Consider the following 19,027-nt stretch of genomic DNA (forward strand, 5'->3'; position numbering starts at 1 on the left):
AAATTATGTTTGATCCAACTGCTTTTGACAATTTAAAAGTAATCGTAGAAGGTGCTGTGTATGATTTTGATCTACATGGAGATATTCTTGTAACAGATCGAAAAGATATGATGGACCTTGCCTCATTAAGTCGTATATATCATATCTCATTTCAATTAACAGAACCGTTCGAACCATTAGTAGAAGCAACATTTTCATTATCTGTGGATGCAAAGAACTTGTCTGGTGAAATACTAGAAGTGCCTCAGTTTACACCAGGTTGTGAAATGAAGCTAGCATTTTCATTCCCGTTAGAACAACCAGAAGTAGGATGCGAAGAAATTGAAACTTTAATGCGTTCTATATGGGGAAAAGAAAGAATGATTATGCAGAAAGTTTCATACGAATATAATAAGCAAGCGATTTCATATCATAATAAGGTAGAGGTTCTATTTCAAAAAGCGATTACAGAAGACCATGTTGATGATTTAATAGCTGTTATTTCACACATGATAGAAACGGTGCGAACAATACAGCATTTTCTTCAAAAATAGAGATAAAGGAGAAAAACAAATGATAAAAGATATGCAACCATTTTTACAAGAAGCTTGGGAGAAGGCTGGTTTTAAAGAATTAACTGAAATTCAAAAACAAGCGATTCCAACTATTTTAGAAGGACAAGACGTTATAGCTGAATCTCCAACTGGAACAGGAAAAACATTAGCGTACTTATTACCCCTTTTACATAAAATTAATCCTGAAGTAAAACAGCCACAAGTTGTTATTTTAGCTCCAACGCGTGAACTTGTAATGCAAATTCATGAAGAGGTTCAAAAATTTACAGCAGGAACTGAAATTTCAGGTGCATCTTTAATTGGTGGTGCAGATATTAAGCGCCAAGTTGAAAAATTAAAGAAACACCCAAGAGTAATTGTCGGTTCACCAGGCCGTATTTTAGAATTAATTCGTATGAAAAAGCTAAAAATGCATGAAGTAAAAACAATTGTATTTGATGAGTTTGATCAAATTGTAAAGCAAAAAATGATGGGTGCAGTGCAAGATGTAATTAAATCAACGATGCGCGATCGTCAATTAGTATTCTTCTCGGCGACAATGACAAAAGCGGCAGAAGATGCGGCACGTGATTTAGCAGTTGAACCACAATTAGTACGTGTAACACGTGCAGAATCAAAAAGCTTAGTTGAGCATACGTATATCATTTGTGAGCGACGCGAAAAAAATGATTACGTAAGAAGAATTATGCATATGGGCGATGTAAAAGCAGTTGCTTTCTTAAACGATCCATTCCGTTTAGATGAAATTACTCAGAAATTGAAATTCCGTAAAATGAAAGCAGCGGCTCTTCATGCAGAAGCAAGTAAACAAGAGCGTGAAGCAACGATGCGTGCTTTCCGCGGTGGAAAATTAGAAATCCTACTTGCTACTGATATTGCAGCACGCGGTATTGATATTGATGATTTAACACATGTAATTCACTTAGAATTACCAGACACAGTAGACCAATACATTCACCGCTCAGGACGTACTGGACGTATGGGTAAAGAAGGAACTGTCGTATCTCTTGTAACTCCACAAGAAGAGCGCAAATTACTACAATTTGCGAAAAAACTAGGCATCGTATTTACGAAGCAAGAAATGTTCAAAGGAACATTTGTAGAATCGAAGCCACCAGCACCTAAGAAAAAGAAACCAGCATTTACTGGGAAGAAAAAGCCTAGATAAATAATGGGGAAGGCGTAACTATTTGTAGTTACGTCTTTTTTATTTGCAATTGAATAATACAAGGAGTTTTATTAATGATTATTGAAATGTATCTATTATCACTTTTTTAATCAACATATGTACAAGGAAGTAATATAAAAAAAGTCGAATATTAAACTGATGCGAAATGATAAAAAGAAGGTTCATATATGGATAGGAAATTAGGAATGTTTTTGAATACGAAACATATTGAAGTAAACGAAGGAATACAAAAAGCAAGGGAATGGGATTTAGAATATATTCAATTATATGCTATGAATAAAAACTTCAACTTAGCTAATATTCCAGTGGTAGAATGGACTGCTTTAAAGAAAAGCTTATCTTTTAATGGAATAAAGATTCCATCATTAGCAATTAGTTTTGGAGAAAATGGAATTACAGGAACAGAAGTTGACAGTGCAATAGATCAGATTAAATATATTACTGACAGAGGTTTGGAGCTGGGAGCAAAGATCATAACAGCTCATATTGGGAAAGTTCCAGATGATGAAAAAAGTGAGTGCTATGATAAAATGATACGGGTTTGTTATGAGATAGGAGAATTAGCATTCAAATTTGGGGGAGTCTTTGCTATTGAGACAGGATCTGAAAAAGCAATAGTATTAAAACGATTTTTAGAAAATGCAAACTCGAAAGGACTAGCTGTTAACTTTGACCCAGCAAATTTAATAAGTGATGTAAATGAAAATCCGTTAGAAGGTTTATTACTATTAAAAGATTATATAGTACAAACTCATATTAAAGATTGTAAAGAAGTGAAAAGTAATAGTTCAAGTAAGTATATAGAAGTAGCAGTAGGAAATGGTGAAGTGGATTTCGATATATTCTTCAAAGTATTAGATGAAATTGGATTCGACGGATATAACATGATTGAAAGAAACAATTATTTTGACGAACTGGATGGGATGAGTCAGTCGATAAATTTTGCAAAGAAGTACATACCAACTCAAAAGGAATAACGATACCAGCTGTAGAAAGCTACATAGAATGTAAAAAAACAATAGGAGGAATACACATGATTCATAAAGTAGGACAAATTATGTTATATGTAAATAATCAAGATGAGGCAGTAAATTTTTGGACGGAAAAGGTAGGGTTTCATGTAGTTGCAGAGGAAGATAACAAGCAAGGAATGAGATGGATTGAAATTGCTCCAACTAACGGTGCTGAAACGAGCATTATATTACATAATAAAGAAGTTATTTCGAAAATGAGCCCAGAATTAAATCTTGGTACACCGTCCTTAATGTTCTTCTCAGAAAATCTGGATCAATTATATGCAGGTTTAAAAAATAAAAATGTTACTGTTGGAGAAATGGTAACTATGCCTTCTGGTAAAGTGTTTAACTTTGCTGATAGTGAAGGGAATTATTTTGCGGTTATGGAGAAGAACCAATAATAATATTGCTATGTGAAAATCCCCCTCAAATATATTGAGGGGGATTAAATCTTTGAAGTGGATTTTTCATGAGAGAGTTGTGTAATAAAAAATGCACCTTTTTCAATAGCGGTTTCAATGTAACCGACAATTTGATTAAACGTAAACACCTGTAAGTCTTCATGCAAATGTTGCTCAGGATACAACATATCTTCAAAAAGATACTTTCGAAAAGCTAAAACGTTTTCTTTAGAAACCTCTTCAATATCCACAATGTGAGCCTCTTGATTGAGAAGAGAGAAGAGCTGTTGTTCTTGATCGTAATGATGAAGCAACTTTGCATTTAACAGTTTAAAATCGTTATAGTACAGGGGTGCGATGGTTTCGTCATTCTCTATTCTATTTTTTAGCCATGGTAGAAAAAAGCCACTTAGCCAATTATCATCGGCAATGAGGTGGGTATAATAGCCTAAAATAAAGGGGGAATCTATATGTGCTTCGTATTTATGAAAGAATGAATCATAATCTATTCTTCTCGTATAGTTCTTCGTTGTACCAGCGTAAAAGTGTGAAGTTCCTTTTTCTTCTGCTGAATGAACCGCATCAGGGGCTACCCCTCCAAGTAAGAAAGAAGTTTTATCTTGAATACATAGTTTCTCAGCAATACCGTTAGCGATAATAACATGCATAATTCGTGATCCCATGAATGCCACCTCTGTTTCAAGTATTCATTTCAGGAAGAAGACTGAACAGTTAGTATTACTTTCCCTGTACTTTTTCTACTTTCGACCCATTCATGTGCTTTCCCTGCATCTTGAAGGGGAAAAGATTTTGTAGCTTTCATTTGCAAACTTCCGTCACGCAAATAACGGAAAACTTCATTTGCCGTTTCTTGGAGTAGTTCAGGACGTTTTTTCCGTGTAGTGCCAAAGCTAAAGCCTAGTATAGAGCGGCAACTTGCGTGTAAATCTTTCGTTTTGAAATTGCCAATTTTACCGCTTGCATTACCGAAATGAACGAGGCGACCGTAATAAGCTAGGCAGTTTAAACTTCTTTCAGAGACAGTTCCAGAAATAGAGTCCAAAATTATATTCACTCCTTCTCCGTTTGTCAGCTCATTGACTTTCTCTACAAAATCTTCATCTTGATGACAAATAACATAATCAGCTCCAGCATCTAAAGCGATTTCTTTTTTCGTTTCACTTCCGACAGTACCGATAACTGTTCCAGCCCCTAATCGTTTTGCAAGTTGAATCGCGGTAGTACCAATTCCGCCAGCAGCTGCATGAATCAGCACGGATTCATTTTGTTGAAGCCTTGCAACATTCACGAGTAAATTATAGCTTGTGAAAGATACGATCGGACAAGCAGCTGCGGTTTGAAAGTCGACTTCATGGGGTAAAACGAAAGTGAGATTTTCATTTGAAACAACGTACTCTGCGTAAGATCCATTTTGAGGAAAAGCAATGACACGCTGTCCAGGTTGAATATTTTTCACATGAGAACCGACGCGTTCTACAATACCAGTTGCATCTATTCCTGGAATAAAAGGTAGTGCTTTATTTCCTTTTTTGCCATAACGTGATTTAATATCAGCGAAATTTACACTAGTAGCAACAACGCGAATTAAAACTTGATCTTCTGAAATAGCCGGTATATCCAAATCTGTATATTTCATCACTTCAGGACCACCGAACGACGTTACAACGATAGCTTTCATCATATATCCTCCTAAATTTGACTATATAAATCATTTTAAATCTTTATCAGAAATTGGAAAATTATATAATAGTTATGTGTGGTTATAAGTGAAGCTTATGAACTCATTGGATCATAATATTAATTTATATAAAAAATTTTTTCGGAAAAATCGAACGAAATATGAATTACTTGCCAATATATAGTGTAAGACAAAGGAGGGCTGGAATATGAAGGCTGAAATAGATTACGCACATTTAATTCGATTAACTTTATCAGGAAATAAAGAAGCGTATAGCGAATTGTATGATGTAACGATTCAAGAAGTATATAAAACAGCACATTTTTTAATTGAAGATAAAACGGATGTAGATGATGTCGTTCAAGAAGTATACATACAGCTATATGAATCGCTTCGTAAATATGATAGCAAGAAGCCATTTCGCCCTTGGCTAATTGGGCTTGCGATTAAACAAATTCATTCTTATAGAAGAAAGAGGTGGATGCGACTACGAATTATGAAAAAAGCAGAAGAGCAAAGAAAGCCAGTGCAAATTGATTTTTCTAACGATGTTGTAAGTAAAATATCAAACCAAAAACTAATCGAACTCATTCATAAATTACCGTATAAATTGAAACAAGTTATTATCTTAAGATACTTATACGAATATTCACAAGAAGAAGTAGCACAAATATTACATATTCCAATTGGTACAGTGAAGTCTAGAATTCATGCGGCATTAAAGAAACTACGTCAAAAATAGCAAGTAGAAGAAATCTTTTTAGGAGAGGTAGGGAATGTGAAATGAGTTTAGATTGTAGAGTTAGAGAATCTATACGAGAAGAAGCGAAGGGGATTGTTGCCCCGCCGGAGTTAAAAGAAAAAGTAATTGTTCAAATCAAAATGAATCGCGGGGGAAGTAAGGTGAAGAAACGTCTTATCGCCGGAGTGCTTGCAGCAGCATTTTTAATCCCTACGACCGGTTTTGCATATCAATCTATTATGGCGGATGGTATATACGGATCTTTTGAGAATTTAAAAAAACACGCCGGAGCGATGACATTAGAAACGTATATGCGTTTTAATGCAAAATTATCAGAAGCGAAAGATGAAATGAGTTCGAAGGAATATGAAGAGTTTACAAAAGAACTGAAAAAATTAACTAATGCAAAGCTTGCGTACGGGGATTCGAATGGTAATATAGATTATGATCAATTATCACCAGCTAAAAAAGAGGAATTGAAAAAGGTAGTAATGGAGCTTCATCCGTATTTTGATAAATTAAATGGCCATAAATCTAGTAAAGAAGTACTAACTCCTGAAGAGTATGAACAATATATGGAGGCATTAATGTCACATCAAACTGTGTTAGTAAAAACGAAATCGAGTGGCGGGATAACAGTAGAAGAAGTGCCTGAGGCGTACAAAGAAAGATTTATTAAAGCGGAGCAGTTTATAGAGTATGTAGATGAAAAGGTGAGATAAGTAAAAAAGCTCAAAGCTTTAGCTTTGAGCTTTCTTTATTAAAAGAAAATAGAGCATTCAATTATATTTTTTCATCGTTGCATTGTCCTTTTGTATAAAACAATCTAATAGTGAATAACCAGCTATTAAACTAATAATCGTAACAAAAGTTGTATTTATTAGAATAATATTAACTAAATAAGGTAGGTATTCGGCAAGTGGTGAAAAGAGTAGTGCTGGGGAAAAGGAAATGAATAGTGTAGGCACTGTAATAGCAATAAATTTATCCGGTTGAAAGCTCCAGTTTTGTTTACTCGTTTCGCGATTAATAGATTGAAGGAAGCGTAATAAAATGCCAACTATAAGAGGGAAGAGTGTAAAGTAGAATAATCTTGGATAAACGTTAAAGTTCACTTGTGCATCTGTATCTAAATAAAATTGAATTTTTACTCCTACAAATAATAATAAGACGATAAATAATGTGAAGCAGAGGTATAGCATCACTTTTTGCATTATATTCCACCATCCTTTACTCAAAATATATTCAAAAAAAGAAGAGATATACAATAACTACTGTTGTATATCTCTTCTTTTACTGTTAGTTAATAGTGGAGTTTGATTTTTCTTGCTTCGTGAAATAATCAATAATGCCCATTGCGCTAATTTCTATATCTAAATGTAAAATATTATAAACGGAATGATCTGATGGAACGTTTAACTTTGTAAGATGAGAAGAGATTTTATCCATTAACAAAGTTTGTAAAGCTTTAGTTGCTTCATCGAAATCATTATACTTTTCAAAGACTTCCTTACCAGTATGAACGAAAATAGGTAGCCAATATTCCAGTTGATTATATACTTCTGTAACATGAGAGGATGCGCCGTAATGACCGAAATAAATAGTATCTACATTCATACTTTGAATGTGATTTTTAGAAGTAATCATCGCATCTGGTTGGAATTGTGAAGGGGACGTTGATGGTAGATATAACTCTACATCAACGTCTGCGAGTTCTCTATAATAAATTCCAATTGTATCGCCAGTAAAAATCCCGTTTGTTAATGAATCGTGAATGCTAATATGGTGCTTCGCATGTCCTGGTGTATCATAAAATGTAAGGGTGCGATCTTTTGCAATTTTTAACGTATCACCATGTTGTACAATATGAACACGTTCTTCTTCAATTGGAAGAATTGGATCAAAGAGTTTATCGAAATCTTCTTTGTAGACAGCTTTTGCACCTAAAATAAGTTTTGTTGGATCAATCATATGACGAGCACCACGAGAATGCACATATAACGTAGCATTTGGGCACTTTTCCATCATTAAACCAGCTGCTCCAGCGTGATCTAAATGCACATGTGTAACGATAATGTTTTTAACATCGTTTAAATCAATATGTAATTGTTGTAAGCCGTCTAAAATATACGGAAGAGAAGGGGCTGCACAAGTTTCAATTAAAGTAATATCGTCACCTAATAAAACGTACGTACCTGTTCGTTCATTATGCTGTAAATCGAAATCATCAATAAGATATAGGTGAGAAGATAATTGCTCTACTTTTTTCATAGTTACCACTCCTTATATACTGCATGTTTTTATTATACGCTAAAATAGAAAAAAGGCAGAAAACGAAGCTCGTCTTCTGCCTTTTTGTAATATTATTATTTCGTTTGTTGTTTATTAATAGACATAATGAATAGTCCAACAATCCCGCCTACTAATGGAAGCATAATCTCTCCTGCTAAATTAAAGTAGGAGCTTAAGAATAAACCATTTACATCGATTACCCAGCCAGTAACATACAATAACATCATATATAGTACGAAATAAAACTCGCGATTTGAAATCGTTTCATGTTGTGCAGTTTTCATAATGAACACCATCCTTTTCTTTTATAATGGAATATAAACTGTCACATTTTGTTCACATTTCAATTGTAAAACTTTCCATCATAAAAGTCTAGTAGTTTGTGTCGAATTTTCGAACAGAAATAAAGCGCTATCATTACAACTTATAAGTACGTAATAAGAGCTGTATATTCACGAATGTAGTATAGTATAAACATAGAATGATAGTGAAGAGAGGGGCAAAGACAATGACAGTTTATGATTTTTCAGCTAAAACAATTACAGGTGAAGAAAAATCGTTAAAAGATTACAAAGGAAAAGCACTTCTTATTGTCAATGTAGCTAGCAAATGTGGTTTCACACCACAATATAAAGGATTACAAGAGGTATATGATAAATATAAAGACCAAGGACTCGAAATACTCGGATTTCCTTGTAACCAATTCGGGGGACAAGAACCAGGTACAGAAGCGGACATTACTAGTTTTTGTGAATTAAACTACGGTGTAAACTTCCCGATGTTTGCAAAGGTTGATGTGAAAGGTGATAAGGCTCACCCTCTATATACATACATGACAGAACAAGCACCAGGTTTACTTGGTATGAAAGCAGTGAAATGGAATTTTACGAAGTTTTTAATCGGAAAAGACGGGAAAGTAGTAGGGCGTTTTGCTCCGCAGACGAAGCCGGTAGATTTAGAGGTTGAGATTGAGAAGGTGCTTGGGGAATAAGTAGGAGTTTCACTTTATTAAAAAACGTCTCAAAGAACAATGTAGTTCTTTGAGACGTTTTCTTTAAACTCAAATTTTCAAGATTAAATAACTGTATCAAAGCCATCTGATTTAGGTGGAGAAGCTGCTTTTTTCATAAGCACTTCCCATAAGTGTACGGATTTCTTCCATTCTACCGTAGCCTGCCCCTGTTGATACATAGCGTTCTCATAACTGGCAGTAAGTTGTTGCATACCGGCCGAGTTGTAAAGTGTATCGATATGGAGAGCGTATTCTCGGAATGTTTGACTTTCACCCCGTGGTATGCCAATTCTCGCAAATTGTTTTAAAAGTGCACCGTAAGCTTTTTGATAAACAGCATCCTCTTTTCGGTATTTATAGAAATGAATAATAAGAAATGTCATCCATTTCATTCTAGTGGTGAAGAGAATGTATCCTATAATACTAATTAGTATCGTAGAGAGGAATACGTACCACCAAGAAAAACTAGTTTTAGAATTTGTGACCTTTTTAGTAGAAGCTTCTTCTGTATTTTCAATTAAACTTTTAAGTTTTGCTTCATTATTTCGTTGTTGTATTTGCTCGTTATTAGAATTATTTGCTTCGCTATTTTGTGAAATAGGAGCAGGCGTATTATTTATAAAATTATAGGGATTAGTAAATCCTTTTGTCGGTTCGAATGGAATCCATCCGTATTCTGGGAAATATACTTCGACCCAAGAGTGTGCGTTATCGTTCGTGATTGTATAAACATCCTCACCTTCTGCAGAGGCAAGTGTATTGTCAAGAGTTCCTTCTGTATAGCCTTTCACCCAGCGAGCTGGAATCCCGGCAGAACGAAGTAGTACAATCATAGACGTCGAAAAATTATTACAGTAGCCGCTTTTTGTATCGAAAAGGAATTGATCTACATAATCTTGGCTTTTGGCAGGGAATGAGACATTCGTTGATTCGTATGTAAAAGAGTTGTCTGTGAAGTAATTTTCAATAGCTAATACTTTATCATATCGGTTGTCTTTATCATTTGTAAGATTGATAGCCAAGTCTTTTACGCGCTGTGGTAATGACTCGGGAAGTTGTGTGTACTTTGTCATAAAATAAGGATTTGTTTCTTGACCTTCATTTGTTTTTACAGCTTTCAAGTTTTTTATGGAAAACTCAGGGATCTCATATGTTACTTTATACGAATGTAAAGTAGTAGAAGAGTCTCCATTCATTGTATAAATTTTTTCTGAAAACGGGTCAACACTGTATGATACATCAGAAGAAGCCTCAACTGATACTAATCCTGCTGGATAGGTAAGGTGAGGGGAACTTTTTTGCATGGTAATTGTTGCCTCAGTAGTTTCCGTTTTTGTATTTTGTTCGTACCAGCTTACGACGTCGTTTTTATTTTTAAAAGAAACCTTTTTCGGATTTTCAGAAACCTCCCAGCCTTTTCCGGTATAAAAATCTTTCGTTTCGACTCTCCAATATTGTTTGTTTTGCGTTCGTGCTGTGAAAACAATTGTAGGGTCCGCCTTAAAAGGACCACCTAATCGTGAGTCATCTAAACCATACCCAATTGTAGAAACTTTTTTTTCTTTACTTGCTTCAGATGTGTTGAATTTTAAAAAATCCATTGGGTTTGGCCATTGAGGGCCAAATTTTGGAGCAAAGTATGCGATGGTTGCTAATAATACAATAAATATTGTAAGTGGTCTAAGTAATTTTGAGATTTCCCTAGCATAATTTTGTAAGTGTTCACGTTCTTTTATTCGTTCTACTTGAAGAAGACTAAGCATAAAAAAGCCGATGACAACAGTACGAATAATAGCGTAGTTTGCATTGTATAAATGTAAGTTATGAAAAGTTGCGATATAAATAATAGTCAATACAAGAAATAGAAACCCACGTTTTTTATGAATAATCCAAAATGAAGTAAAAGAACTCAAAAACCAAAATGAGAGAAAAAATAAAACCGTCGGAAAAACTGGAGAAATATCTAGTAAATTCCCTTGGAAAAACAGGGAGGAATTTCGAAACATATCAGAAAAGAATGCTGTTAGCCAAGATGGATTTATAAAAGCATTTTTATAATATAGGGAATGAATGATAAATAGGACTGTGAAAATTTTTATTGGAATCTGCCACCTCGTTTGAAAAAAAGAGAGAGCGAAGCAAATTCCTATAAATGTTACGAAAATATCTAATCTACCTACATTTGTAATACCTATAAGAGGTCTTAGCCATTCTAGTAAAAGCAGAAATACACATGCATGCATAAAGAATCTGTTCGTATCCCACTTGTATTTTGTTTGTAATGTTATCATTTGCTCACCTCAAAAAACACGTTTGTATACCGGTTTTCATAAACCGTGTTTACAAATATTTGTCGTTTTTTTAGAGTTTCTATTATACTGATTTCTCGGTGTGAAAGTTGATTCGCTTTTTCTTTCACGACAAAAACCATACATTTTCTATTTCTTATAGCAGCACAATCAGCCGCCTTTTGAATATCGGGAGAAAGATTACTGGTCACGAGTATAACCGTGACGGGCTCATAAATTTTTCTTAGTTCCATGTCTACACTCTGGGAGAGCGGGAATACACTGTCTGCTTGCACTTTTGCTAAATGACAAAGGATTTGTTGTAACTGCGTATCTCCATTGTCTAAAGGGAAAATAGTTTGTTCTTTTCCGATAGACACGAATGATGCTGGTGAATTTTGTTTCAAGACAGTCCTTACGATAGAGGCAGTAAATGTGACGACTGATTCGAATAGAGGAGACTCGGTTCTGTCTATGAATATCATGACATTATGGCTGCGCTGTTGTTCAAACTCTTTTGTCATAATAGTGTTTGTTCGTGCAGTTGCTTTCCAATCAATCCATGAAAAGCGATCACCAGGTTTATAGTCTCTGACACCGACAGAGATTGTAGAGTCTTTTGCTGAATTTATATTTGCTGAAAGCGCTCCTTGTTCGAAATGATTTTCCAATTGTCGATATGCTATATCTACATACTGGGGATAGACTAAAAATGTATCTGGAACTGAAAAAGTTACTTCTTTCTCTATCATGCCGAATAAATCGCCAGTTTTTACACGAACGCTTGAAAAAGTGTGCTCGCCTCTAGAGATTGTGTCAATAACATATTGAAACGAAATATTTCGTTTCAATCCTGGGAAGAGTACTACCTTATTCATCTTTGTTTGTTTACAACTTATAAATTGTGGTGGCAGTTCATCTTCTATAACTAAATAAAGTAAGGGAAAAGGAAATTTTCTTTTTATTGTAATCGTGCTTATAAATTGTTCTCCTACTACATATCCATTTTGGTTTGTTATTCGTCTTACTTCAGCGTCCCATAAAGCGTAAAAGGGGAGTAGTAGTGAATAAAGAGCAATGGGAATTGTGCTGTAAAACAAAAACCAACTTACAAACCCTCCTTGAAACATAGCGTACACAAATGTTAAGACTAGACATAAAGGGAGTAGCAATAACTTCGTAACGTGATATAGCGCTCGCAGTATTCGTTTCATCAAGGGTTCATCGTCCTTTGAGTCGGCACAGTAGTTCGTGCAACGATTTTTGCGATAACTTGTTCTCCAGTTATTCCTTCAAATTTTGCTTCCATTTTTAAAATGAGTCTATGTGCTAAAACGTAAGGAGCTAAAAATTTAACATCGTCTGGAATAACATAATTTCTGCCATGGATAAATGCATAAGCTTGTGAAGCTTTCATTAAAGCAATTGAGCCACGTGGACTTGCACCTAGCTGTATAGAACTGTACGTACGAGTCTGATTAACAAGTTTTACAATGTAATGCTTAATTGCTTTGTCCATACTTACTACCCGTACGCTTTGTTGTAAATAAATTAATTCTTCTATTGTAGTAATGGTCTGTAATTGAGAGAGTGGATTTGTTTTTTCCATCCGGTTTAAAATTTCAAATTCTTCTTCTGGTGTAGGATATCCCATTTTTAGTTTCAATAAGAAACGATCGAGCTGAGCTTCTGGTAGAGAATATGTTCCTTCATGTTCGACCGGATTTTGTGTAGCCATGACAAAGAACGGCTTTGGTAAAGGCCTTGTAATGCCATCGATTGTAATATTGCCTTCTTCCATACATTCAAGTAAAGCAGATTGTGTCTTTGGAGATGTACGATTAATTTCATCAGCAAGTACAAAATTCCCCATAATTGGTCCAGGCTTGAACTCAAATTGGAGCTCTTTCGGATTATAAATAGAAACTCCTGTTACATCTGACGGCAATAAATCAGGTGTAAATTGAATTCGCTTATAATCAGCATCAATGGATTTAGAAAGAGCACGTACTAGCATTGTTTTCCCGACACCAGGAACATCTTCTAATAGCACATGACCGTCAGCTAAGAGAGCTGTCAAAGCTAAGATCGTTTCTTTTCGTTTTCCGACCATTATTTTTTCAATATTATTGATTATTTTTTCTACAGTGGGATGTAATGAATCAAGCTGGGGCATCGTAATCCTCCTAATGTTATTATCGTTTTCTAATCTATTTAGTGGACATATTTCTAATTCTATTTGTAGATAGTAAAACTTTTACCTTAAATTCTGAGAATATTCAGATTATTTATTTCGATTACATCTAGTATAATTGTTTCCGTAACTAAGGGCAATACAGTAAATAATGATTTGTAGTTTTATGTAAAATCAGACTCGATATAAAATAATAACATTTGGAAAAAATTTTTTACATACAATTTATACTCTTTTCCTTATGGCAGTTTTGAAATAATATCAAAACTCTTTTTCTTTTGCAAAATAGTCGATACCTCAAAATACCATTCTCCTAATAATTAAGATTAACCATAATCTTCACAACGGAACACAAGATTTTCTCACAAACTTATTTTCTACTGAATTTTTGACAATCTCTTGAACTGTGCGAAATGTCACATCTGTATTTTACAACCTCTCTTATAGTAAGGGTATGTAAGAGAGACGTATTAAAGGAGTGAACAGTATGAAGAAAAAAACTTCAGCACTAATGAGACGTTTAAAATATTTTTCACCAATAGATCGTTATAACGATAATCATACACAAGAAACATATGAAGATCGCGAATGGGAAAATGTGTACAGAAAGCGTTGGCAGCATGATAAAGTAATTCGTTCTACACACGGCGTGAACTGTACTGGTTCATGTAGCTGGAATATATATGTGAAAGATGGAATTGTGACGTGGGAAGGGCAGGAGCTTAACTATCCAACGACAGGTCCTGATATGCCAGATTTTGAACCGCGAGGATGCCCACGTGGAGCAAGTTTTTCTTGGTACATTTATAGTCCACTTCGTGTGAAATATCCGTATGTACGTGGTGTTCTTTGGAGTATGTGGCAAGAGGAACTACAAAATAACGAGTCACCACTAGATGCTTGGAAAAGTATTGTGGAAAACCCTGAAAAAGCACGTAAGTATAAGCAGGCGCGTGGTAAAGGTGGATTTATTCGTGCGAATTGGGATGAAGTATTACAACTCGTTTCAGCTTCTCTACTTTATACAGTAATTAAATACGGGCCAGATCGAAATGTTGGCTTTTCACCAATTCCAGCTATGTCGATGTTAAGTCATGCTGCTGGTAGTCGTTTTATGCAACTTATGGGTGGGCCGATGCTTAGTTTCTATGATTGGTACGCAGATTTACCACCAGCTTCTCCGCAAATTTGGGGCGATCAAACAGATGTACCAGAAAGTAGTGACTGGTATAACTCTGGTTACATTATGACATGGGGTTCAAATGTACCGATGACGAGAACACCCGATGCTCACTTTTTAGCAGAGGTTCGATATAAAGGAACGAAAGTCGTTTCTGTCAGTCCTGACTTCGCTGAATCTACAAAGTTTGCGGATGATTGGATTAGTGTGAAACAAGGTACAGATGGTGCACTTGCGATGGCAATGGGGCATGTGATCTTACAAGAATTTTACGTAGATAATCAAGTGGAATATTTCACAAAGTATGCGAAGCAATATACTGATTTTCCTTTCTTTGTCACATTGAAACAAAAAGGAGATCAATTCGTTGCTGATCGTTTCTTAAACGCTGCTGATATTGGACGCGAAACGAAGTTAGGAGAATGGAAACCTGTTCTTTGGAACGAGAACACGAATGATTTTGCAACACCTCAAGGCACAATGGGCTCACGTTGGGATAACGAAAAGAAATGGAACTTGCGTTTAGAAGATGAAGAAACAGGTGAAAAGATTGATCCACGTCTTTCTTTACTTGGAATGGAAGAAACGATTGGAACGGTACAAATTCCGTACTTCTCTGATGATGGAAACAAAGTATTAGAACGTACAATTCCAGTGAAAAAGGTTATGACAGAAGAAGGCGAAGTGTTCGTTACAACTGTATACGACTTAACGTTAGCAAATTACGGGGTGAACCGAGGGTTTGGCGGACAAGAGCCGAAAGACTTCAATGATGATGTACCGTTTACACCTGCATGGCAAGAGAAAATGACAGGAGTGAAACGAGAACTAATTATTCAAATCGCTCGTGAGTTCGCACAAAATGCCGCTGATACAAATGGTCGTTCGATGATTATTGTTGGAGCTGGTATTAACCATTGGTTTAATTCTGATACGATTTATCGCGCAGTTTTAAATCTTGTTCTTCTAGTTGGGGCACAAGGAGTAAACGGCGGGGGATGGGCGCATTATGTTGGTCAAGAAAAGTTACGACCTGCAGAAGGATGGCAAACAATCGCGATGGCAAAAGATTGGCAAGGGCCACCAAAATTACAAAATGGTACGTCTTTCTTCTATTTCGTAACAGATCAATGGCGCTATGAAGATACACCTGTTGGACATTTAGCATCACCAATTGAAGGTAACTCACGTTATCAACATCACGGTGATTACAATGTATTAGCAGCACGACTCGGCTGGTTACCTTCTTATCCAACATTCGAGAAAAATGGAATTGAATTATATAAAGAAGCTGTTGCTGCTGGTGCAACAACGCAAGAAGAAATCGGAAAATATGTTGCACAAAAATTAAAAGAAAAAGAACTGAAATTTGCGATTGAAGATCCTGATAATAAAAACAACTTCCCGCGCAACTTATTCGTTTGGCGTGCGAATTTAATTTCAAGTTCTGGTAAAGGGCATGAATATTTCTTAAAACATTTATTAGGTACAACAAACGGATTAATGAATGACGATAGTGATTCATTACGACCAGAAGAAATTAAGTGGCATGAAGAAGCACCAGAAGGGAAGCTTGATTTACTCATTAATTTAGATTTCCGTATGGCTGGAACAGCGCTGTATTCTGATATCGTCTTACCTGCTTCAACTTGGTACGAAAAACATGATTTAAGTAGTACAGATATGCATCCATTTGTGCATCCATTTAATCCAGCAATCGGTTCACCGTGGGAAGCACGCTCTGACTGGGATATTTTCACTTCACTTTCTAAAGCTGTGTCAGATTTAGCGAAGAAAATAGATCTTGAACCAATGAAAGAAGTTGTTGCAACACCACTTCTTCATGATACACCGCAAGAATTAGCGCAACCACTTGGCAAGGTTAAAGATTGGAGTAAAGGTGAATGTGAACCAATCCCGGGTAAAACGATGCCACAAATTCATGTTGTTGAAAGGGATTATAAAACGATTTATGACAAAATGACAGCACTTGGACCAAATGCCGGAAAACAACCGATTGGTACGAAAGGGATCTCTTGGTCAGCTGAAAAAGAGTATGAGCAATTAAAGAGCAAATTAGGAGTTGTTCGAACGGATACTATTGCGAAAGGTTGCCCAGACATAAAAGAAGCAATCAATGCTGCTGAAGCGGTATTAACGCTTTCTTCTACAACAAACGGTCATATGGCAGTAAAAGCATGGGAAGCACTTGAAAAACAAACAGATCTAAAATTACGTGATTTAGCAGAAGAACGTGAAGAAGAATGCTTTACATTCGAACAAATTACAGCACAACCGAAAACAGTAATTACTTCTCCGGCCTTTACAGGTTCAGAAAAAGGTGGACGACGTTACTCACCGTTTACAACAAATGTGGAACGTCTTATTCCTTGGAGAACGATAACTGGTCGACAATCTTTCTACTTAGACCATGACATGATGAAAGAATTTGGTGAAACGATGGCAACATTTAAACCAATTCTGCAACATAAACCGTTCCGTAAGTCACGCCCTGAAGTAGAAGGGAAAGAGATTACACTAAACTATTTAACACCGCATAATAAGTGGTCGATTCATAGTATGTATTTCGATTCATTACCGATGTTAACGCTGTTTAGAGGTGGTCCAACTGTTTGGATGAATAAAGAGGACGCTGCAGAAGCTGGCGTTGCTGATAATGATTGGATCGAGTGCTTTAACCGTAACGGTGTTGTCGTAGCGCGTGCTGTTGTAACGCACCGTATACCGAGGGGAATGGCATTTATGCACCATGCGCAAGATCGCCACATTAACGTGCCTGGTACGAAATTAACAAGCACCCGTGGGGGAACGCATAATAGTCCAACCCGTATCCATGTTAAACCAACACATATGATTGGTGGATATGGCCAATTAAGCTATGGATTTAACTATTATGGTCCGACTGGGAACCAGCGTGATTTAAATGTTGTAATCCGTAAACTGAAGGAGGTAGATTGGCTTGAAGATTAAAGCGCAAGTCGGAATGGTAATGAACCTAGATAAATGCATCGGCTGTCATACTTGTAGCGTAACGTGCAAAAACACCTGGACAAATCGTCCAGGTGCGGAATATATGTACTTCAATAACGTAGAAACGAAGCCCGGAATTGGTTATCCGAAACAATGGGAAGATCAGGAGAAATATAAAGGCGGCTGGGAATTGAAAAATGGTGAAATTCAGCTGAAATCTGGTTCGAAAATGAAACGTCTTATGAACATTTTCCACAATCCAGATCAACCAACAATTGATGATTACTTTGAACCTTGGAATTATGATTATGAAACATTAACAAATAGCCCGCAGCGTAAGCATCAACCAGTTGCTCGTCCGAAATCAGCAATTACAGGCGAATTTATCGACAAAATTGAATGGGGTCCGAACTGGGAAGATGATTTAGCTGGTGGACATATAACAGGATTACAAGATCCGAACGTAAAGAAAATGGAAGAAGAAATTAAAACAGATTTTGAAAACGTCTTTATGATGTATTTACCACGCATATGTGAACATTGTATGAATCCGTCTTGCGTATCATCTTGTCCATCTGGTGCGATGTATAAACGTGAAGAAGACGGCATTGTTCTTGTAGATCAAAATGCATGTCGTGCTTGGAGGTTCTGCGTATCATCTTGTCCATATAAAAAAGTGTATTTTAACTGGCAAACGAATAAAGCTGAAAAATGTACAATGTGTTTCCCACGTATTGAGGCTGGTATGCCAACAATTTGTTCAGAAACATGTGTGGGACGTATCAGGTATATTGGGGTAATGCTATATGACGCTGATAAAGTAAAAGAAGCAGCTTCTGTTGAAGACGAAAAAGATTTATATGAATCTCAGCTTACTGTTTTCCTAGATCCAAATGATCCAGAAATAGCAGCTGAAGCGAAAAAACAAGGCATTCCTGAAGAATGGATTAAAGCAGCACAACAGTCACCGATCTATAAAATGATTATCGATTGGAAAGTTGCTCTGCCTCTTCATCCAGAGTATCGTACAATGCCGATGGTTTGGTATATTCCGCCGCTTAGCCCAATTATGAATATGGTGGAAGGGAAAGGCAGTAACTGGCAAGCAGAAGAGATTTTCCCTGCTATCGATAATATGCGTATTCCAATTCAATATTTAGCGAATTTACTCACTGCAGGAGATGAATCACACATTCGTCTTACATTGAAGAAAATGGCTGTTATGCGAACGCATATGAGAGCGCTGCAAATTAATAAAGAGCCAAATGAAGCTGTATTAAAAGAACTTGGTTTAACAAAACAGGATGTAGAAGATATGTATCGTCTTCTTGCTATTGCGAAATATAAAGATCGTTTTGTTATCCCGACGTCTCACCGAGAACAAGTTGCAGATTTATATAGTGAACAAGGAAGCTGTGGTTTATCATTCGCAGGTGGCCCAGGCTCTTGTATGACAATTTCTTAAATAA

At 36.0% G+C, this 19,027-nt stretch carries 17 protein-coding genes; 9 read left to right on the plus strand and 8 right to left on the minus strand.

Annotation, left to right across the window (positions count from 1 at the left end):
- Positions 1–5 precede the first annotated feature (5 nt).
- From ACO6VI_RS20215 to ACO6VI_RS20230, 4 genes are all read left to right on the plus strand, one after another.
- A complete protein-coding gene (locus tag ACO6VI_RS20215) occupies positions 6–533 on the plus strand; it encodes a hypothetical protein (protein ID WP_000460216.1) in 528 nt (175 codons plus the stop codon).
- Positions 534–552: 19 nt separating this feature from the next.
- Positions 553–1,722 carry a DEAD/DEAH box helicase gene (locus tag ACO6VI_RS20220; RefSeq protein ID WP_000588597.1) on the plus strand — a complete coding sequence of 390 codons (1,170 nt, stop codon included), beginning with the start codon at positions 553–555 and terminating at the stop codon, positions 1,720–1,722.
- Between the two features lie 188 nt (positions 1,723–1,910).
- On the plus strand, positions 1,911–2,720 hold the full coding sequence (locus ACO6VI_RS20225) for a sugar phosphate isomerase/epimerase family protein (RefSeq protein WP_000375200.1): 810 nt from the start codon (positions 1,911–1,913) through the stop codon (positions 2,718–2,720).
- A gap of 56 nt (positions 2,721–2,776) precedes the next feature.
- Complete coding sequence (locus tag ACO6VI_RS20230) at positions 2,777–3,160, plus strand: VOC family protein (RefSeq protein WP_000581475.1); 384 nt, start codon at positions 2,777–2,779, stop codon at positions 3,158–3,160.
- Between the two features lie 44 nt (positions 3,161–3,204).
- On the opposite strand, the gene ACO6VI_RS20235 is transcribed toward ACO6VI_RS20230, so the two are convergent.
- Both ACO6VI_RS20235 and ACO6VI_RS20240 read right to left on the minus strand, forming a co-directional pair.
- On the minus strand, positions 3,205–3,843 hold the full coding sequence (locus tag ACO6VI_RS20235) for a hydrolase (protein ID WP_088020748.1): 639 nt from the start codon (positions 3,841–3,843) through the stop codon (positions 3,205–3,207).
- Positions 3,844–3,872: 29 nt separating this feature from the next.
- On the minus strand, positions 3,873–4,859 hold the full coding sequence (locus ACO6VI_RS20240) for a quinone oxidoreductase family protein (protein WP_000644636.1): 987 nt from the start codon (positions 4,857–4,859) through the stop codon (positions 3,873–3,875).
- 208 nt (positions 4,860–5,067) lie between these two features.
- Here ACO6VI_RS20240 and ACO6VI_RS20245 point away from each other — a divergent pair, with 208 nt between their 5' ends.
- Together ACO6VI_RS20245 and ACO6VI_RS20250 are read left to right on the plus strand one after the other, a co-directional pair.
- Complete coding sequence (locus ACO6VI_RS20245; protein ID WP_422423926.1) at positions 5,068–5,601, plus strand: sigma-70 family RNA polymerase sigma factor; 534 nt, start codon at positions 5,068–5,070, stop codon at positions 5,599–5,601.
- 41 nt (positions 5,602–5,642) lie between these two features.
- Positions 5,643–6,323: a DUF3600 domain-containing protein gene (locus tag ACO6VI_RS20250; RefSeq protein ID WP_422423928.1), complete on the plus strand. Its 681-nt coding sequence runs from the start codon at positions 5,643–5,645 to the stop codon at positions 6,321–6,323.
- A 57-nt stretch (positions 6,324–6,380) separates the two neighbouring features.
- Here ACO6VI_RS20250 and ACO6VI_RS20255 read toward each other — a convergent pair whose 3' ends face one another.
- The 3 genes from ACO6VI_RS20255 to ACO6VI_RS20265 all read right to left on the minus strand — a co-directional run bounded on the left by ACO6VI_RS20255 (position 6,381) and on the right by ACO6VI_RS20265 (position 8,177).
- Entirely contained in the window at positions 6,381–6,815 is a 435-nt protein-coding gene (locus ACO6VI_RS20255) for a hypothetical protein (protein ID WP_001174535.1), read from the minus strand.
- Between the two features lie 85 nt (positions 6,816–6,900).
- Positions 6,901–7,872 (minus strand): MBL fold metallo-hydrolase, encoded by a 972-nt coding sequence (locus tag ACO6VI_RS20260; protein ID WP_043938463.1) that lies wholly within the window; start codon positions 7,870–7,872, stop codon positions 6,901–6,903.
- 95 nt (positions 7,873–7,967) lie between these two features.
- Positions 7,968–8,177 carry a DUF3925 domain-containing protein gene (locus tag ACO6VI_RS20265; RefSeq protein WP_000844984.1) on the minus strand — a complete coding sequence of 70 codons (210 nt, stop codon included), beginning with the start codon at positions 8,175–8,177 and terminating at the stop codon, positions 7,968–7,970.
- Between the two features lie 224 nt (positions 8,178–8,401).
- Between ACO6VI_RS20265 and bsaA the strand changes: the two genes are divergently transcribed.
- A complete protein-coding gene (gene bsaA, locus ACO6VI_RS20270; RefSeq protein ID WP_000219440.1) occupies positions 8,402–8,884 on the plus strand; it encodes a glutathione peroxidase in 483 nt (160 codons plus the stop codon).
- Between the two features lie 83 nt (positions 8,885–8,967).
- Here bsaA and ACO6VI_RS20275 read toward each other — a convergent pair whose 3' ends face one another.
- The 3 genes from ACO6VI_RS20275 to ACO6VI_RS20285 are packed head-to-tail and all read right to left on the minus strand — an operon-like array spanning position 8,968 to position 13,369.
- A complete protein-coding gene (locus tag ACO6VI_RS20275; RefSeq protein WP_088020747.1) occupies positions 8,968–11,196 on the minus strand; it encodes a transglutaminase TgpA family protein in 2,229 nt (742 codons plus the stop codon).
- Positions 11,193–12,407, minus strand: a complete 1,215-nt coding sequence (locus ACO6VI_RS20280) for a DUF58 domain-containing protein (RefSeq protein WP_000821909.1) — start codon at positions 12,405–12,407, stop codon at positions 11,193–11,195. Before ACO6VI_RS20280 ends, ACO6VI_RS20275 begins: the two co-directional genes overlap by 4 nt.
- Positions 12,407–13,369 carry an AAA family ATPase gene (locus ACO6VI_RS20285; protein WP_001135797.1) on the minus strand — a complete coding sequence of 321 codons (963 nt, stop codon included), beginning with the start codon at positions 13,367–13,369 and terminating at the stop codon, positions 12,407–12,409. The genes ACO6VI_RS20280 and ACO6VI_RS20285 overlap by 1 nt, the downstream gene beginning before the upstream one ends.
- A 505-nt stretch (positions 13,370–13,874) precedes the next feature.
- On the opposite strand from ACO6VI_RS20285, the gene ACO6VI_RS20290 reads away from it, so the two are divergent.
- Together ACO6VI_RS20290 and narH are read left to right on the plus strand one after the other, a co-directional pair.
- Positions 13,875–17,558, plus strand: coding sequence for a nitrate reductase subunit alpha (locus ACO6VI_RS20290; RefSeq protein ID WP_078993376.1), 3,684 nt, complete (start codon positions 13,875–13,877; stop codon positions 17,556–17,558).
- Positions 17,548–19,023, plus strand: coding sequence for a nitrate reductase subunit beta (gene narH, locus ACO6VI_RS20295; protein WP_065483369.1), 1,476 nt, complete (start codon positions 17,548–17,550; stop codon positions 19,021–19,023). The genes ACO6VI_RS20290 and narH overlap by 11 nt, the downstream gene beginning before the upstream one ends.
- Positions 19,024–19,027: the final 4 nt, after the last annotated feature.

This window comes from Bacillus sp. PSXD-155 (genome assembly GCF_049310765.1).
GTDB classification, from domain to species: Bacteria; Bacillota; Bacilli; order Bacillales; family Bacillaceae_G; genus Bacillus_A; species Bacillus_A cereus.

Excerpts from the sequence above, each read along its gene's own strand:
- ACO6VI_RS20215 (WP_000460216.1), top strand. The coding sequence starts at position 6 with ATGTTTGATCCAACTGCTTTTGACAATTTAAAAGTAATCGTAGAAGGT.
- ACO6VI_RS20220 (WP_000588597.1), top strand. The coding sequence starts at position 553 with ATGATAAAAGATATGCAACCATTTTTACAAGAAGCTTGGGAGAAGGCT.
- ACO6VI_RS20225 (WP_000375200.1), top strand. The coding sequence starts at position 1,911 with ATGGATAGGAAATTAGGAATGTTTTTGAATACGAAACATATTGAAGTA.
- ACO6VI_RS20230 (WP_000581475.1), top strand. The coding sequence starts at position 2,777 with ATGATTCATAAAGTAGGACAAATTATGTTATATGTAAATAATCAAGAT.
- ACO6VI_RS20235 (WP_088020748.1), bottom strand. The coding sequence starts at position 3,843 with ATGGGATCACGAATTATGCATGTTATTATCGCTAACGGTATTGCTGAG.
- ACO6VI_RS20240 (WP_000644636.1), bottom strand. The coding sequence starts at position 4,859 with ATGAAAGCTATCGTTGTAACGTCGTTCGGTGGTCCTGAAGTGATGAAA.
- ACO6VI_RS20245 (WP_422423926.1), top strand. The coding sequence starts at position 5,068 with ATGAAGGCTGAAATAGATTACGCACATTTAATTCGATTAACTTTATCA.
- ACO6VI_RS20250 (WP_422423928.1), top strand. The coding sequence starts at position 5,643 with ATGAGTTTAGATTGTAGAGTTAGAGAATCTATACGAGAAGAAGCGAAG.
- ACO6VI_RS20255 (WP_001174535.1), bottom strand. The coding sequence starts at position 6,815 with ATGCAAAAAGTGATGCTATACCTCTGCTTCACATTATTTATCGTCTTA.
- ACO6VI_RS20260 (WP_043938463.1), bottom strand. The coding sequence starts at position 7,872 with ATGAAAAAAGTAGAGCAATTATCTTCTCACCTATATCTTATTGATGAT.
- ACO6VI_RS20265 (WP_000844984.1), bottom strand. The coding sequence starts at position 8,177 with ATGAAAACTGCACAACATGAAACGATTTCAAATCGCGAGTTTTATTTC.
- bsaA (WP_000219440.1), top strand. The coding sequence starts at position 8,402 with ATGACAGTTTATGATTTTTCAGCTAAAACAATTACAGGTGAAGAAAAA.
- ACO6VI_RS20275 (WP_088020747.1), bottom strand. The coding sequence starts at position 11,196 with ATGATAACATTACAAACAAAATACAAGTGGGATACGAACAGATTCTTT.
- ACO6VI_RS20280 (WP_000821909.1), bottom strand. The coding sequence starts at position 12,407 with ATGAAACGAATACTGCGAGCGCTATATCACGTTACGAAGTTATTGCTA.
- ACO6VI_RS20285 (WP_001135797.1), bottom strand. The coding sequence starts at position 13,369 with ATGCCCCAGCTTGATTCATTACATCCCACTGTAGAAAAAATAATCAAT.
- ACO6VI_RS20290 (WP_078993376.1), top strand. The coding sequence starts at position 13,875 with ATGAAGAAAAAAACTTCAGCACTAATGAGACGTTTAAAATATTTTTCA.